The sequence below is a fragment of the Yersinia canariae genome (genome assembly GCF_009831415.1).
Taxonomy (GTDB): domain Bacteria; phylum Pseudomonadota; class Gammaproteobacteria; order Enterobacterales; family Enterobacteriaceae; genus Yersinia; species Yersinia canariae.
Genome location: NZ_CP043727.1, coordinates 671,445 through 686,008, shown reverse-complemented (window position 1 = coordinate 686,008; position 14,564 = coordinate 671,445). Strand labels below are relative to the sequence as shown.

The following is a 14,564-nucleotide window of genomic DNA, read 5'->3' as shown; positions in this document are numbered from 1 at the left end:
GCTCCGCGAACGGGAATGCCGGGGAAATAGAGTTGCCGATGGTGAAGGGCACCGGCAAACTCAGTCAGTTAACTTGTCTGTCGGCCCACTTAATTGAGGAAAGCCTGACCTAAACGGTCAGCCACAATAATAGCGGCATAAACGCTGTCTGCTGTGACGGCAAACGGCATATTGTGAATCGTTTCACCCTCGGCACAGCTGGCCTCAGCGACCGCGCGAATTTTGCGTTCGATATCCTGTGAAACCCCCATTTCGGCTAATGTAATGGGTAAACCAAGCTGCTGGCAGAATGAGAGCACTGTTTCAATCTCTTCCATGCTGCTGTTTTGTAAGACTAATTGCGTCAGGGTGCCGAAAGCCACCTTCTCTCCGTGGTACAAGTGATGACACTCTTCCAAAACCGTAAAGCCGTTGTGGATGGCATGAGCCGCCGCCAAACCACTACTTTCAAAACCAATACCACTTAGATAAGTATTGGCTTCAATGATGCGCTCAACCGCTTCGGTGACAACCCCAGCTTCGACGGCCAGCTTGGCTTTGTAACCTTCTGCCAGCAGAGTTTCGTAACATAAACGGGCCAAAGTGACCGCCGCTAATGTTGACGCGCCACCCGCCATGCTGATGGCTTTGGCATCAAAACAGGCCTGTGCTTCAAAGTAAGTAGAAAGCGCATCGCCCATACCTGAGATAAGTAAACGCACTGGCGCTTTAGCAATAATCGCGGTATCCATCAGTACGATGTCTGGGTTTTTGGGGTAAATCAGATATTCTGCGAATTCGCCCTGTTCGGTATAAATCACTGACAATGCACTGGTTGGAGCATCGGTAGAGGCAATGGTAGGCACCACAATGACTGGGATATGTTGATAGTGAGCAATCGCTTTTGCTGTATCGAGCGTTTTCCCTCCCCCAATCCCAATCACCCCATTGCAATTATGTTTTTTCAGCTCAACGGTGAGGCGCTCAATTTCATGGCGGGAACATTCGCCGTTAAAGCGGCTGAAATGATTTTCCAACTCATTGGCTTGCAAACTAGAGCCAACAGCATCCGCCGTTAGCTTCATTACAAAATCATCAGCAATGATAAAATAGTTATTAGCCAGTAACTTAGCAAATTCACCAATGGACTGTAGTGCATTGGCACCTTGAATATATTTAGACGGAGATTGAATGACTTTCAGCATATCTTGCTCCTGTAGCGTAAGAGATAACGTAAGAATGAATATTTTTTAAGATCAATTTAATCAAACTAGAACTACTATAAGCGCAAAAAATAGGCTGAGAATCGATTGCGAAAACGTTCCATTATGAAACATCATTAACACAATGGCGTTTCATAATGGAACAAAAAAGTGAGCTGGCAGGGGTAGGAAGAGAACTAGTGCACAGAATGCGTTAAGGGCATCAGGGTGGATCAAGGCCATTTAGCCTAGCGAAAAAAACAGCCCCAATAATGGGGCTGCTGATGTCATTTTAGGCTCAATATTTTAGGCTAACGCCATCAGTTACTCACTGACCGGCTCATCGTGTGCCTTATTTTTAGGTTCCGGGTTCATACAGCTGTATATCACTGGCAACACCAGCAATGTCAGCACGGTAGCAAAGCCCAGGCCGAACATAATAACCACGGCCATGCTTTGGAAGAAAGCATCGCTCAGTAGCGGAGCCAGCCCCAAGACCGTGGTGAACGCGGTTAACATGATAGGGCGCAAACGCGCAGTTGAGGCATCAATAATGGCATCACGTAACGGTTTTTCCTGCCGCTGTAAGCCAATCTCTTCCACCAACACAATCCCGTTACGTATCAACATCCCACTCAAACTTAACAGCCCCAACAGCGCCATAAAACCAAATGGAATACCGGTAAGTAAGAAGCCCACTGTCACACCAATAAGGGCTAATGGAACTGTCAGCCAGATAGCCAGGGCATTGCGCACCGAGCTAAACATCAAGACGGTCACCACAAACATTATCAGGAAGGCTATGGGTAAACTGATGAAAATACCCCGTTGTGCTTCTTTGGTACTTTCGTAGTCACCGCCCCATTCAAGTTCATAACCGCGTGGCAACTGGATGGATTCCACCCCGGGTCTGATTCGCTGCAACAATTCTGCTGAGGTTTCCCCTCCCGGCTGGGTTGGATCCGTTTGCACCGTCAATGTCCGCTTGCGATCCAGGCGCATAATCAGCGGATCTTCCCACTCGGTTTCAAAACTGGTGACGACGTTATCAATCGGGATAAAGGCCTGCCGCGCCTGACTCCAAACCATCACATCATTCAGCCGCTCAGCATTGAGCCGCTCGGAATCCGGTGTGCGCAGGACAATCGGCATCAGGCGAGTGCCATCGCGGTACAATCCTACCGGTAGGCCCCCAAAACTCATACGCAATGTGCCATCAACCTCGCGTTTATCTACTCCCAACTCGCGGCCCAGATAATCAGAGAACTGTGGCCGAATCATTTTGCTACGATCCTGCCAGTCATGCCGTGCACCATCCGCCATCGGATCAGCAATAATTGCTTTTTCCGCCTGTGCTGCCAAGCTACGCAACACCTCGGGATCCGGGCCAATAAAGCGGGCTTCAATGGAACTGTTGTTTGATGGCCCGAACATGATGCGTTTTATCTGCGCATCAACTTGCGGGTATTCGTCATGCATATAGGATTCGATTTCATCAATCAAACCGGGGATTTGGTCTAGCTGCTCAGTCCGAACCATCACCTGCGCATAGTTAGGATAGTGACGCTGGGCGTTGTAAGTCAGCATAAAGCGCATTGCGCCCTGACCTATCGTTGCCATGGTGTCAGCCACCCCTTCTTGCTGCTTGATATACTGCTCGACCTTATTCGCCACCCCTTCGGTATAGCTGATATCCGTGCCATATGGCAGCCAAATATCAACAAAGAAGATAGGCGTGTTTGATGGTGGGAAGAAGCTCTGGCGAACATTACCAAAGCCCACGACCGAGGCCACTAACATTGCCGCCAGTAGGACCAAAGTGACCGCACGATATTGCAGTAACTTATTCAATACCACACGATAATAGCGGAACAGCCAGCCATCATAAGGTTGCTTGGCGGGTTTATCAGCATCCACTTTCGCCGGTTTTTGGTTCTGGAATGCCCACTTGGAGAATACCGGCGTCAGCGTCAGCGCAGTAATCCAGCTCAACATCAGCGAGATCAATAACACTTGGAATAGCGATTTACAGTATTCACCGGTTGCATCGTTGGACAAGCCAATCGGGGCAAAGGCTAAGATGGCAATCACAGTCGCGCCTAACAGCGGCATCATCGAGCGCTTCACTACATTGCCGATCGCCGTAGAGAGACTTTCGCCGCGCTGGCGGCCAACCACAATCCCCTCCACCACCACAATGGCGTTATCCACTAACATACTGAGCGCGATAATCAGCGCCCCTAACGATACCCGCTGTAGCTCAATATTAAACAGCCACATAATGAGCAAGGTGCCGAGTACGTTCAGTGCCAGTGAGATGGCAATCACCACGCCACTGCGAACCCCCATGAAAATCAGTAGGGTGACAACAACAATTAATAGCGCCAGTAAGAAGTTAAGAATAAAGCCATTAACCGCCCCTTCAACTTCATGGGATTGGTCATAAAATACGTTGATATGCATGCCTGACGGGCGTTCGCCTTCCAACTGTGCCAGTCGAGCTTTAATCGCATTCCCCACATTCACGACGTTGACATTCGGGGCGAATGAGATCCCCAGCGCCAATGCAGGCTTACCATTAGCACGATAAATATTGGTCGGTGAATGGCCAAAACCTTGTGTCACTGTTGCGATGTCACGCAAATAGACACTTTTTGGGCTACCTGGTTGGCTCACCAGTAAATTCCCGAGCTCTTGGACACTCTGGAATTCACCGGTTGGATGCAGACGAATTGACTCACTGCCCACCTGCAACTGGCCAGCATCTGACACCACATTCTGGCGAGCCAGCAAATCGGACAACTGCTGCGGGGTAATACCGGCCGCGGTCATCTGGGCGCGAGAAATCTCCACCTGAACTTCTTCAGGTAAGATACCAACAATCCCCACTTTACCAACACCCGGCACCAGTACCAACTCACGCCGCAACTGCTCAGCAAAGTTGCGTAAATCCTGATTGCTGTAGCCGTCCCCGGTGAGCGAGAAGAAGAAGCCGTACACATCACCGAAGTCGTCGTTGACCATCGGCGCACTGGCCCCCGGCGGCAAACGCACACTGTTATCATTTATTTTTCGGCGTAATTCATCCCAGATTTGTGGCAATTCATTCGCACCATATTGCGCACGAATATTGATAGTGATTTGCGACAACCCCGCACTGGAAATAGACGTCACATCATCAACATAAGAGAGTTCCTGAATGGCATTCTCGAGAGGTAATGTGACTTCTTCCTCGACCTGTTGCGCCGACGCCCCATCATAGCGGGTAACCACCACCGCTGTTTTGATGGTAAAAGCGGGGTCTTCCAGCCGACCTATATTGAGATAGGCAATAACGCCACCAATACCCAGCAACAAAATTGTTAACCAGATACGGGTGGTATTATTGATAAAATTATCAAGCAGCTTCATTAGAGACCCCGCTCACGAACCCAAGCCCGGACAATTTGATTTGGGCGAAGCTCACCCGTGCCTGCGGAGACAATTTGTTCACCGTCAGCCAATCCAGACGTGATTTGAATGCCGTTCGCTGTTAGCTGACCCACTTGCACTTTGCGTTCTTCAACATGCATCTGACCATCATCATTCTTGATGACCCAAACCCGAGCATCATTCAACTGGGTACTGTCAGGGTTAAATACGGCTTCAACTGGCACCACAATAGTGGGGTGGTCAGTCCCTGAAAGATTTCCAGAGTTAATTCTTACCCGGCCACTGATACCAGAAAGCAATGGCATATCCGCCGGGCGCTTCATGGTCAATGTGACCTGGAAGGTCTGGGAAGCTGAAGTTGTCGAAGTGGTGTGTTCTTTATATTCCGCGACAAATTCACGCCCCGGTAAATGGTTAAGTAAAACCGTCGGCTTGTAACTGCGATTGCTGATATCCAATGTGGTAAACAGACGCTCTGGCACACTGAAGACCACATCTAATGTATCCAATGCACTTAATGTCGCCACCGCTTGGCCTGGGGCCATGACCTGATGGTTACGCGCATCAACATTGGCAATAATGCCGTCGAAAGGTGCGATGATGGTCGCATCACTGAGTTCTTTTTGCGCAATTTCCAGCGCCGCTCGGGCAGACTCCATCTCAGCGCGACGAACATCTAACTCGGCGCGTGAAACAGCCCGTTGCCCTTGCAACGTATTGAAACGGTTGAACTGATCTCGAGCCAGATTAAAGGTGGACTGGCGCTCTCTGACTCGCAAACTCAGATCTGTGTCATTCAACTTGGCAATCGCCTGGCCTTTTTTCACCTGCTCACCTTCGCGAACCAACAACTGTTGTAATTGTCCACTGCGTTTAAAGGAGAGCTGGGTTTCATCACCCGCTTGCAATCGTGCCGGGAAATAACGAGTCCCATTTTGCCCGCCGTCTTCAACAGTAAATATTTTTACCGGACGCACACTTTCCACGACTTCTGGGGGAGTTCGGTCGCAAGCAGCGAGAAGAAACGCTAATAGCAGAGTGACTACTGTTTTTATCTTCACTATAAGATCTCGTTGAGTCAGATTTTCAAAATTATTGCAGATTAATTACTCACACTTTTTATACCCAAAGTCATTGGAGTTGCAGGTAGGCTGCGTGCGAATGAATCCCGATGAGCTTACTCACGTAAGTGGTTCGAGTAAGTGCGCGCAGCTAACAACCCTACAACTTCAAGAACGAGAGATATCTCTGTTTTTCTGCGCCATATTGCGTACCAGCGCTCTTATCAGTGTGATTAATAATCCCCCAGTAAACATGCCTAAAAATAGATCAGCACAATTAGTACTGAAATGGGTAGTGTTATTTGCGTGAAAAGTAAAGATAAGTTAACGGAGAAATAGCCAATAGCGAAATAGCACTGTTCCGCTACTCACTATCGGCTATTTTTTAATCAAAACTCCCTGTGGCTTCAAGGCCGAAGGGCATCACCAAAGTCATTGGAGCCACAGGTAGGCAACCAGCAAACGCATCCCGATGAGCTGACTCAAGTCAGTGATTCGGGTAAGTGCGCGCAGCTAACAACCCTGTGGCTTCAAGGCCGAAGGGGATTAGTAGTCGACGGCATCCCGGATAATTGGGCACGTCATACAGTGACCGCCGCCCCGTCCACGGCCCAATTCACTGCCGACAATCTCAATCACTTCCACCCCTTCTTTACGCAACTGGGTGTTGGTTTTGGTATTGCGGTCATAAGCCAGAACAACACCTGGGGACAATGCCACCATGTTATTGCCGCTGTCCCACTGCTGGCGTTCTGTGTCGTAATCATTACCTTCGGTCTCAACTACCCGCAGTTTTTTCAGGTTCAATGCACCGGCAACCGCCTCGACAAATGTGCCTTTATCGCGGCTTAATTTAATGCCGGTTGGGCCATTGTCCGGGCGCAATGAGAAGGTTTGAATCTGATTAACAATCGCCGGATAGAGAGTCACTACATCGCGGTCACAGAAAGTGAACACGGTATCCAAGTGCATAGCAGCACGCAGTTTTGGCATCGCAGCAATCATCACGCGCTCAACTTGCCCTTCACTATTTTTAAACAGTGATTGAGCCAACTGAGTAATCGCCTGATGAGACGTGCGCTCACTCATGCCGATGAGCACGGTTTTGTTGCCAATCGGCATCACATCACCGCCTTCCAATGTTGCAGTGCCGTGGTGCTGTGTTGGGTCACCCCACCACACTTTCACATTCGCATCGCCAAAGTCTGGGTGGAATTTATAGATAGCCGTGGTCAGAATGGTTTCTTCATGACGCGCCGGCCAATACAGTGGGTTCAGGGTCACGCCACCATAAATCCAGCAAGTGGTATCACGGGTATACAGCGTATTTGGTAGTGGTGGGAGCAGATATTCCGTGATGCCAACCGCTTCGCGGATCAGCTTCAATTCTTCTTTATCGCATTTACCGTCTTTATGCAGCTCGGTGGTAGACAAGCCGCCAATCAATACTTCGGCTAATACTCGCGGTTCCAGACTTTCCAGATAACTGCGGGTTTCTTGCAATATGCCCAATGACACTTCATTCGGCACAATTTGCTGGTCCAAAATCCACTTTTTCGCCGCGGGGATTGCCACCGTCTCAGCCAGCAGATTATGCATCTCAACCACATCAACACCGCGTTCGCGCATTTTGGTCATAAAATCAAAATGGTCGCGTTTAGCTCTTTCCACCCACAGAACATCATCAAATAATAATTCATCACAATTACTTGGGGTCAGGCGGTTATGAGCACGGCCGGGTGCGCAAACCATGACTTTATGCAATTTCCCGACTTCAGAGTGAACGCCAAACTTGGTCTTAGCGTGAGTTTTCTTAGCTTTATCTGACATAAGAACTCCAATAAATTATATGGTGATAATCCCGGTGGCAATGCTATAAATCGCAGCAACCGCAGCCACAATCAAAACAATAAACAGTATTCTTTCGTAGGAATTAAACGCTTTTTGATGCTGTTCACGTTTGGCAATCAGATACAAGATTGTGCCCGGGCCGTAAATAATGGCCGATAGCAGCAAGTATTTCATGCCGCCCGCATAAATCATCAGTGCGGAATAGAACGTCGCGATAAGGGCAAAAATAAGATCTTTTCTGTGACCGCGTGAATTTGTTTCGTAAGTTTCACCGGTCCAGGCCAGTTTTAGCCCATACGCCCCTACCAATAAATAAGGGATTAGAGTGAGTGAACTGGTTAATTCCAATGCCAGTTGGAAAGCATAATCAGTAAACAGTGTCAGAATTAAGAACACTTGAATAAATATATTGGTCAGCCATACCGCCGCTGAAGGCACAGCATTACTGTTTTCAGTCGCGAATACTTTTGGCATGCTTTTACTTTGCGCTGCCGAGAACAGCACTTCGGCCGCCAACAGTGACCAAGATAAATAAGCACCCAATACCGAGATAATTAAACCCACGCTGATAAAGATTGCGCCCCAGCGCCCAACAATAGCTTCCAATACACCGGCCATGGATGGCTGACGTAATGCCGCTAAATCGGGACGCAGTAACACACCGTAAGACAACATGGTTATCAGCACCAACAAGCACAGCACACCAATAAAGCCCAGAACAGTGGCAATACCCACATGGCTACGTTCTTTGGCATAACGCGAATAAACACTTGCGCCTTCAATGCCTAAGAACACAAATACGGTTACCAACATGGTGCTACGTACTTGAGAGAATAAAGACTCAGGTTCAGCAACCACAGGCATAACTGCCGCCGCATGGCCGACATAGCCGTAGTCATTCAGGTGAGATAAATCAACACTCTTAACAACATCTGGCGTGCCCCAGAAGTTCAGTGCAAACACATCACCTTTGAAAGCAAAGATAAGAACGATGACAAAAATGAAGATAGGAATTATTTTTGCAAAGGTGGCAATGGTATTAATCGCCGCGGCTTCTTTAACACCTCGCAATATCAGAATATGGAATCCCCATAAAATAACGGAGGCCACTAATACAGCGGGAATAGTGTTACCGTCACCAAATATAGGGAAGAACGCCCCTAATGTTGATTTGATAAGCACAAAGTAAGAAACGTTACCAATACAAGTACCGGCCCAGAAACCTAATGCAGAAGCAAAACCAAGATAATCCCCAAATCCCTCTTTGGCATATATAAATACACCGGAATCAAGATTAGGTTTACGTTGAGCTAATGTTTGAAAAACAAAAGCCAGCATTAACATCCCACCACCCGCGATACACCAGGCGATCAGTGCACCAAACCCACCCGTTGCCCTACCGAAAGTTGCAGGTAATGAAAATATGCCGGCACCGATCATGGAACCGACCACTAAAGATGTTAGGGCCGGCAAAGATAATTTATTCGTAGATGAATTGGCCATGATGTTCTCAATGACGTTGGATAAATTAAGTTAAATGTAGATTCTGTTTATCCTACCAACAGATTCGCCTGGACCCACTTACCAATATAAATACATAGTTATCATAGCTTCCTTTAAAACTATTGCATAATGTCTGGGAAGTAGACCAAATCTTACAATATGTAAATTATGGAAAAAATTATCACACACATTAAAAGTTTGTAATAGTGATCCAAGTCATCATTTCATATATTCAAGAAAAAACTCGCCAGTTTAATTCACTAAATAAAAGCCACTCTATTAGCATAGAAATCTGTTTTCTTTATACAGGCAATTTAGGATGATTCCAGTATGTACATTCTTTCAATCATACTCGCATAAATAGAATTCAAGTAATGTTGTACATACTAACTTCATGGTCTAAGCTTAATGATTAACTGCTAAAAATATAATTAAATAAACCATACAATTCAATAGGTTGAGATTTTTAATTTCTTCTGAAAAATAGTCCGTTTCTTAGAAAAATTCTTTATTCCTTCACAATTCCAGCCTTATATCTGTATTCTTAATTACAAGTAGAAAGCAAACAACTGCAGGACTTATAACCAGCGTTTTGTTTTTTATAAAACAAAGTTATATCTCTTTATTATAACCAGAGCACACTGTCACCCTTGCCCGAAAAATCAATAAAACCAGTGATGGGATAATCATTACTTAGATTTCGTTTATACTTCATTTATATTTTAGTGATAATTGTTAATTTAATGTTAAATGTAGATTTTTACATTTCTCTAAAGTGAATCTCCGCCATCCATTTCTATGTAACAATCAAAACACAGAGTTTTATTTCAAAAACATAAAATAAAATAGGATAAAATATAATTATCAGCAATTAATTTTAATAAAGAAAATACAGACATTTCTTGGTATCAATATTAGAAAGATTGATGTTTGATGTTGAAATATCTGACTATATGCCAGACTATCTCGATGAAAATAATGTAGAAATTTCCTGACATCAAGACTTGCCATTCTCTTCTGCGAGAGAATGACGTAAATAAAACGGGTTAATTTTGCATGTGGCACTCACATTTGATTAAGTCACTCATAACCCGAATAAACACCTTCGCGATCTTCTTAAAGTAACATCTTATTTTTTAGAGCATTCGTTATCATTAACCAGTTGATGACGACGACAGTGGCACAGCGAAAAACGGCCCCCATTGGGAGCCGTTACTTAGCCAGTGATATCTTCTATTCACTCAAAACATTCACTATTTTGTCAGTCGTTTATCCGAATTCTGCTGAGTATTTGTCACGGAATACCCCGCCAGAATGGCAACGAAAATCATAAATAGATGGCCTTCAGAAGAATCCAGCAAGAATGAATTAAAGAAGTTACACGCCATATAGCTTGTCAATATTGCCAGCAAGACATTACGTAAAGCCGGCGTCTGTTGCCAAATCACACGGTAGCAGCAAACAACCCAAGCAAGAAAAATAATCAAGCCAATAACACCTGACTGGACCGTCTCCAACAGATACTGATTATGTGGGTTATTGATTTTGTAGTTTATCGTGGGGTCTTCATAATAGAAACCACCGGCGCCATGCCCCAGAATCGGGGCTTCTTTGATTAATCGAGCCGCTTCAATAGCAAAAACAGAACGTTGCCCCATCGAAGTGCGGCAAGCATCACCGGCATCACCTGAAGATGCGGTCATACAGACTTTAATCTCATCAACACCCTGCGTGATACGTTCCGCCGCTTTATTAGGGATAAGCAACAGTGCAGCAAAAGCTATTCCCCCCATAGCAACCAATAGCCAACGCTGACGGCTCCCCAGTGAGAAGAACAGCCATACGCCCAGCCCAACAACAAGTGCGACATACCCTGTTCGGCCCAAGACTAAGAACAGGACACTGTAGCAGGCCGCGACAACAAGCAGAGCATAGCCCCAGCGTTGCCAGCCCTGATGTTTAAACGCCAACATCAGCCACAGCATCGCCGACAAGGCAAGAAAGAAGTTTTGGGTAATTTGCAGCTTAAAGATGGTTGGATTGGCCGGATCAATATTACCAATGGGGATGTGTAATACCCCAACAGCCAAGGTACCTACCAGTGCTACAGCATTGGCGGTTAAAAAACCGATGCAAAAAAGTTTTACCCGTTGGGGTTGGTGAATAAAGAATAATGCCAACGGCAGAATATAAAGAAACTTCTTATCTTTACCCACCATATCTGGGCCATAACTGTTGTGATGAAAGAGTAATGACAGTGCCAATAAGGCAAACATAGCCGCAGGTAGATAGACCAATGGATTAGTCAATAAAGGTCTTAATTGCAGCGATTTGCGGTTAATAATCAAGCTAATTAGGATTAAAACCAGCGATATATTGATAAGTGGATTAGACGTTGGTAAAGCAATACCTAATAGTAATGCAGCGATACTGCTCAGCATGTCACTACGCAGGCTAGCCGGGGAGGTGCCCGGCGAAGAAGTCGATGGGGTTATCATAATTCTCTCAGCTTAAGCTGGTTGGAATGCCAAAGGTTGGCTGACACAAATCCGTTATTGATGCATTACTGGTTCTGCGTACGCCAGGCATCAACGGCATCTATGACATCATTCACTGGGATAGCGTTCAAATAGCGATCCGTGGTGTCAGTATCTATCTCATTAGGATGTGGCAAAGTGCGGTAATGACCCGCCCATAAAAGGGTGTGCGGGGCTTGCCATGGGTGCCATTGGTTAAGATTGCTGGGGCCAAATAACACCACTGCAGGCGTTTGTAATGCAGCCGCCATATGCATCGCCACGGAATCGACACCAATAAATAGCTTAGCGTTATCTATCAAGACGGCAAGTTCGGGCAGCGCCAAAAGGCCGGATAAATTAATCACTTTATCTGGCTGTGCGCAGCCAGTAATAATTTCGGCAATATAATCCAGCTCAGCTTTGTCTGTACCGCCGGTAAGCAACACGGTCTCGCCTTGCTCCGTAAGATGGTTTATCAATTGACTGAATGATTCACTGGCCCAAGTTTTGAACTTCCAGCGAGCAGAAGGTTGAATCAATATATAATCAGCAATATTACGTTGCTGACACAGTTGTTTTACCCGCTCAATATCGTGCGAACCGTAAGACATGGTGACGTCAGTGCTGATATTCGTCAGTTGTAATGGTGCAAGAATGTCCAAATTATTGAGAACAGTGTGCCGTTCGGCGGCATTAGGGATATCGACGAGTGTGGAATGGCAATAGCGCCATAACAAGGTATCGCGCTTGGGGTAATGAAAACCGATGCTGAAGCCCGGTTTTAATAACCGGCAATAAGCTGCGGCTCGCCATTGATCGGATAAATTGAGAATCAGATCATAATGGTGCTCTTTCAATGCAGCAAACAGCGCTTTTTCGCCACTGATTTGCGCCTTTAAGCCCGCATGTTTGAGGCCACGGTCAACAATAAATGCGTGATTAACCGTTTTGTTTTCCCGCAGCATATCTTGCGTGCCACCATACAGCAGCACATCAATCTTAGCCTGCGGATAGTTGGCCTTTAACGTATTCAGCAAAGGAGTTGTGAGGAGAACGTCGCCGAAATGGCGTAATTTAATGACCAAAATACGTTGAACATTCTCTTTCTTTCGCAGTATGGCCGGTAAATTACTGGCACTGACGCGAGCCGGAGCAGAAAGTTGCCCGGCAGGTGATTTTGTCTTATTTGATGTATTCATCATAGGATGCGCCATCATCGGCAACGAAAGAGGGGCAATAATGCTATCCAAGTGTTTGTTGCATGGCAAATATTTATTTGATTCGCGAACTCGCTTGCCACTGCATTACGCCATGGGCGATGGGTTTAACGCCCCCATTAGCACGTTTCCCCATCGACGATTATCTGCGTTATCGCCCTTTATCAAACCGTAAAATCAATTGGCTTTATCGGACTATTTAGAGACCGGGGGCTTTCCACAAAGAGGTCGTCAGCCCACTATCCACCAGCGTCAGTTGGTCAGTATACACCGCTTGCCAGTTAGTTTTGGCCGCTTGGTAAAGTGCCTGATGCTCACGATTTGGCTGGAATTCTCTCTCCCAACGCACCAGCCGCTCACCGGTTTTATCGAGCGCTTCGTACAGCCCGACGCCAACCCCCGCCGCAATCGCACATCCTAAAGCCGTGGCCTCTTTAACCACTGGCACTCGGACTGGAATACCGGTCACATCGGCCAGAATCTGGCTCCACAATTTGCCTTTTGAACCGCCGCCAGCAAACACCACAGACGAAGCTTTGACTCCGGAGAATTCCGCAATTTGTGCCAGATTACAGGCCGATACTATCGCGGCGTTCTCTTCCAGTGCGCGGAATAAGGTGGCTTTGTTGCATTTTTCAGGGTCGAGCGACAGATTAATAAATGAAGGCGCGGCGTGATACCAAGATTTAAAGCGCATCACATCAGAGAAAATCGGCATCACCCCATAGGCACCCGCAGGCACCCGCGCCGCCATATCTTCCAGCAAACTGTAGGTATCAATGCCCAATCGCTCGGCAAGTAATTTCTCTTCGGCACAAAAAGCATCACGGAACCAACGCATGGTCAGGCCGGTAAAGAAGCTGATGGACTCCGCTTGCACCATGCCGGGAATAACATGGGGATTAATCCGCGTATTCATATTGGGATCGGTGATAGGTTTTGGTAAGTTAACCACTTGCTGCCAAAAAGTTCCGCCCAATACTGCAGTTTGCCCCGGTTGCACCACGCCAAGCCCTAAGCAGCCGAGTTGGACATCTCCCCCGCCCATCACCACCGGCGTTCCTACCAGCAAACCACTTTCTTGTGCCGCTTGCGCCGTGACATGCCCGAGCAAGCTACCAGTCTCTTTGACTGGTGATAAAATATCCGCGCGTAACCCGGCCATTTCCAGTAAATTCGGCTGCCAGTTGCGGGTGACCAAATCCAGCATCCCTGTGGTGCCCGCATTGGAGGGGTCCACGGCCAGTTCGCCACTGAGCATATTCGCCAGCCAATCACTTATCATGGTTAATGTGCCGGCCTGACGATAAATATCCGGGCGGTGATGCGCCAACCACAGTAACCGTGGCATAGCACTTAAGGCCAGTGTCTGCCCAGAGCACTGATAGACTTCGAGTTCAAATCCATGATTGTGCAATTCTTTCAATTCACTAACTTCACGGCTGGCGCGAGCATCCACATTGGCACACGCCCAGATGGGTTTACCACTGCGGTCATAGAGCACAATGCCCTCGCGCATTGAACACGCCGCAACCGCACGGATAGCGCTGGCGGGTAATTTAGCCTGGTGCAATGCCTGTCGGATGCACTGGCAGGTCAACTTCCAGTTGGTCGCTAAATCAAATTCCATCGACCCGGGAACATCGGGTACTGGCAAATGTAGCCATTCAGCCTGTCCGGCGGCTATCTGATGACCATTGAGATCAAATATCACAGCCCGGACACTGCCGGTGCCTGCATCCAGAGCCATCAGATAATCACCCGATGGGGTGGTCGTAGAGAATTGACTCATTACGCTAT

The 14,564-nt window shown here is 47.0% G+C and carries 9 protein-coding genes and 1 pseudogene; 1 reads left to right on the top strand and 9 read right to left on the bottom strand.

Going from position 1 to position 14,564, the window contains the following annotated elements; all coding sequences use genetic code 11:
• Window positions 1–89: 89 nt before the first annotated feature.
• From F0T03_RS03265 to rfaQ, 8 genes and pseudogenes are all read right to left on the bottom strand, one after another.
• A complete protein-coding gene (locus F0T03_RS03265; protein WP_145554227.1) occupies window positions 90–1,184 on the bottom strand; it encodes a glycerol dehydrogenase in 1,095 nt (364 codons plus the stop codon).
• Window positions 1,185–1,505: 321 nt separating this feature from the next.
• Entirely contained in the window at window positions 1,506–4,592 is a 3,087-nt protein-coding gene (locus F0T03_RS03260; protein WP_145554229.1) for an efflux RND transporter permease subunit, read from the bottom strand.
• The gene (locus F0T03_RS03255) at window positions 4,592–5,674 is read right to left on the bottom strand and encodes an efflux RND transporter periplasmic adaptor subunit (protein WP_159677223.1); all 1,083 of its coding nucleotides are present in this window, start codon (window positions 5,672–5,674) and stop codon (window positions 4,592–4,594) included. The genes F0T03_RS03260 and F0T03_RS03255 overlap by 1 nt, the downstream gene beginning before the upstream one ends.
• A 168-nt stretch (window positions 5,675–5,842) precedes the next feature.
• Window positions 5,843–6,018, bottom strand: a pseudogene (locus F0T03_RS21510) (LapA family protein).
• Window positions 6,019–6,220: 202 nt separating this feature from the next.
• A complete protein-coding gene (gene arcA / locus F0T03_RS03245) occupies window positions 6,221–7,504 on the bottom strand; it encodes an arginine deiminase (RefSeq protein WP_050087836.1) in 1,284 nt (427 codons plus the stop codon).
• Window positions 7,505–7,519: 15 nt separating this feature from the next.
• Window positions 7,520–9,028 carry an amino acid permease gene (locus F0T03_RS03240; protein ID WP_159677222.1) on the bottom strand — a complete coding sequence of 503 codons (1,509 nt, stop codon included), beginning with the start codon at window positions 9,026–9,028 and terminating at the stop codon, window positions 7,520–7,522.
• A 1,253-nt stretch (window positions 9,029–10,281) separates the two neighbouring features.
• Window positions 10,282–11,526 carry an O-antigen polysaccharide ligase WaaL-ps gene (waaL-ps, locus tag F0T03_RS03235; RefSeq protein ID WP_159677221.1) on the bottom strand — a complete coding sequence of 415 codons (1,245 nt, stop codon included), beginning with the start codon at window positions 11,524–11,526 and terminating at the stop codon, window positions 10,282–10,284.
• 65 nt (window positions 11,527–11,591) lie between these two features.
• Window positions 11,592–12,749 (bottom strand): putative lipopolysaccharide heptosyltransferase III, encoded by a 1,158-nt coding sequence (gene rfaQ / locus F0T03_RS03230; RefSeq protein ID WP_159677220.1) that lies wholly within the window; start codon window positions 12,747–12,749, stop codon window positions 11,592–11,594.
• Window positions 12,750–12,808: 59 nt separating this feature from the next.
• Here rfaQ and F0T03_RS03225 point away from each other — a divergent pair, with 59 nt between their 5' ends.
• Complete coding sequence (locus F0T03_RS03225; protein WP_159677219.1) at window positions 12,809–12,967, top strand: hypothetical protein; 159 nt, start codon at window positions 12,809–12,811, stop codon at window positions 12,965–12,967.
• Here F0T03_RS03225 and lsrK read toward each other — a convergent pair.
• Entirely contained in the window at window positions 12,964–14,556 is a 1,593-nt protein-coding gene (gene lsrK, locus F0T03_RS03220) for an autoinducer-2 kinase (protein WP_145554784.1), read from the bottom strand. The two genes, F0T03_RS03225 and lsrK, sit on opposite strands and share 4 nt — an antisense overlap.
• Window positions 14,557–14,564 lie beyond the last annotated feature (8 nt).

What these genes read in the sequence shown, in the direction of transcription:
- rfaQ (WP_159677220.1), bottom strand. Translation starts at nt 12,749, where the DNA reads ATGATGAATACATCAAATAAGACAAAATCACCTGCCGGGCAACTTTCT.
- F0T03_RS03260 (WP_145554229.1), bottom strand. Translation starts at nt 4,592, where the DNA reads ATGAAGCTGCTTGATAATTTTATCAATAATACCACCCGTATCTGGTTA.
- arcA (WP_050087836.1), bottom strand. Translation starts at nt 7,504, where the DNA reads ATGTCAGATAAAGCTAAGAAAACTCACGCTAAGACCAAGTTTGGCGTT.
- F0T03_RS03240 (WP_159677222.1), bottom strand. Translation starts at nt 9,028, where the DNA reads ATGGCCAATTCATCTACGAATAAATTATCTTTGCCGGCCCTAACATCT.
- F0T03_RS03225 (WP_159677219.1), top strand. Translation starts at nt 12,809, where the DNA reads ATGGCAAATATTTATTTGATTCGCGAACTCGCTTGCCACTGCATTACG.
- waaL-ps (WP_159677221.1), bottom strand. Translation starts at nt 11,526, where the DNA reads ATGATAACCCCATCGACTTCTTCGCCGGGCACCTCCCCGGCTAGCCTG.
- F0T03_RS03265 (WP_145554227.1), bottom strand. Translation starts at nt 1,184, where the DNA reads ATGCTGAAAGTCATTCAATCTCCGTCTAAATATATTCAAGGTGCCAAT.
- lsrK (WP_145554784.1), bottom strand. Translation starts at nt 14,556, where the DNA reads ATGAGTCAATTCTCTACGACCACCCCATCGGGTGATTATCTGATGGCT.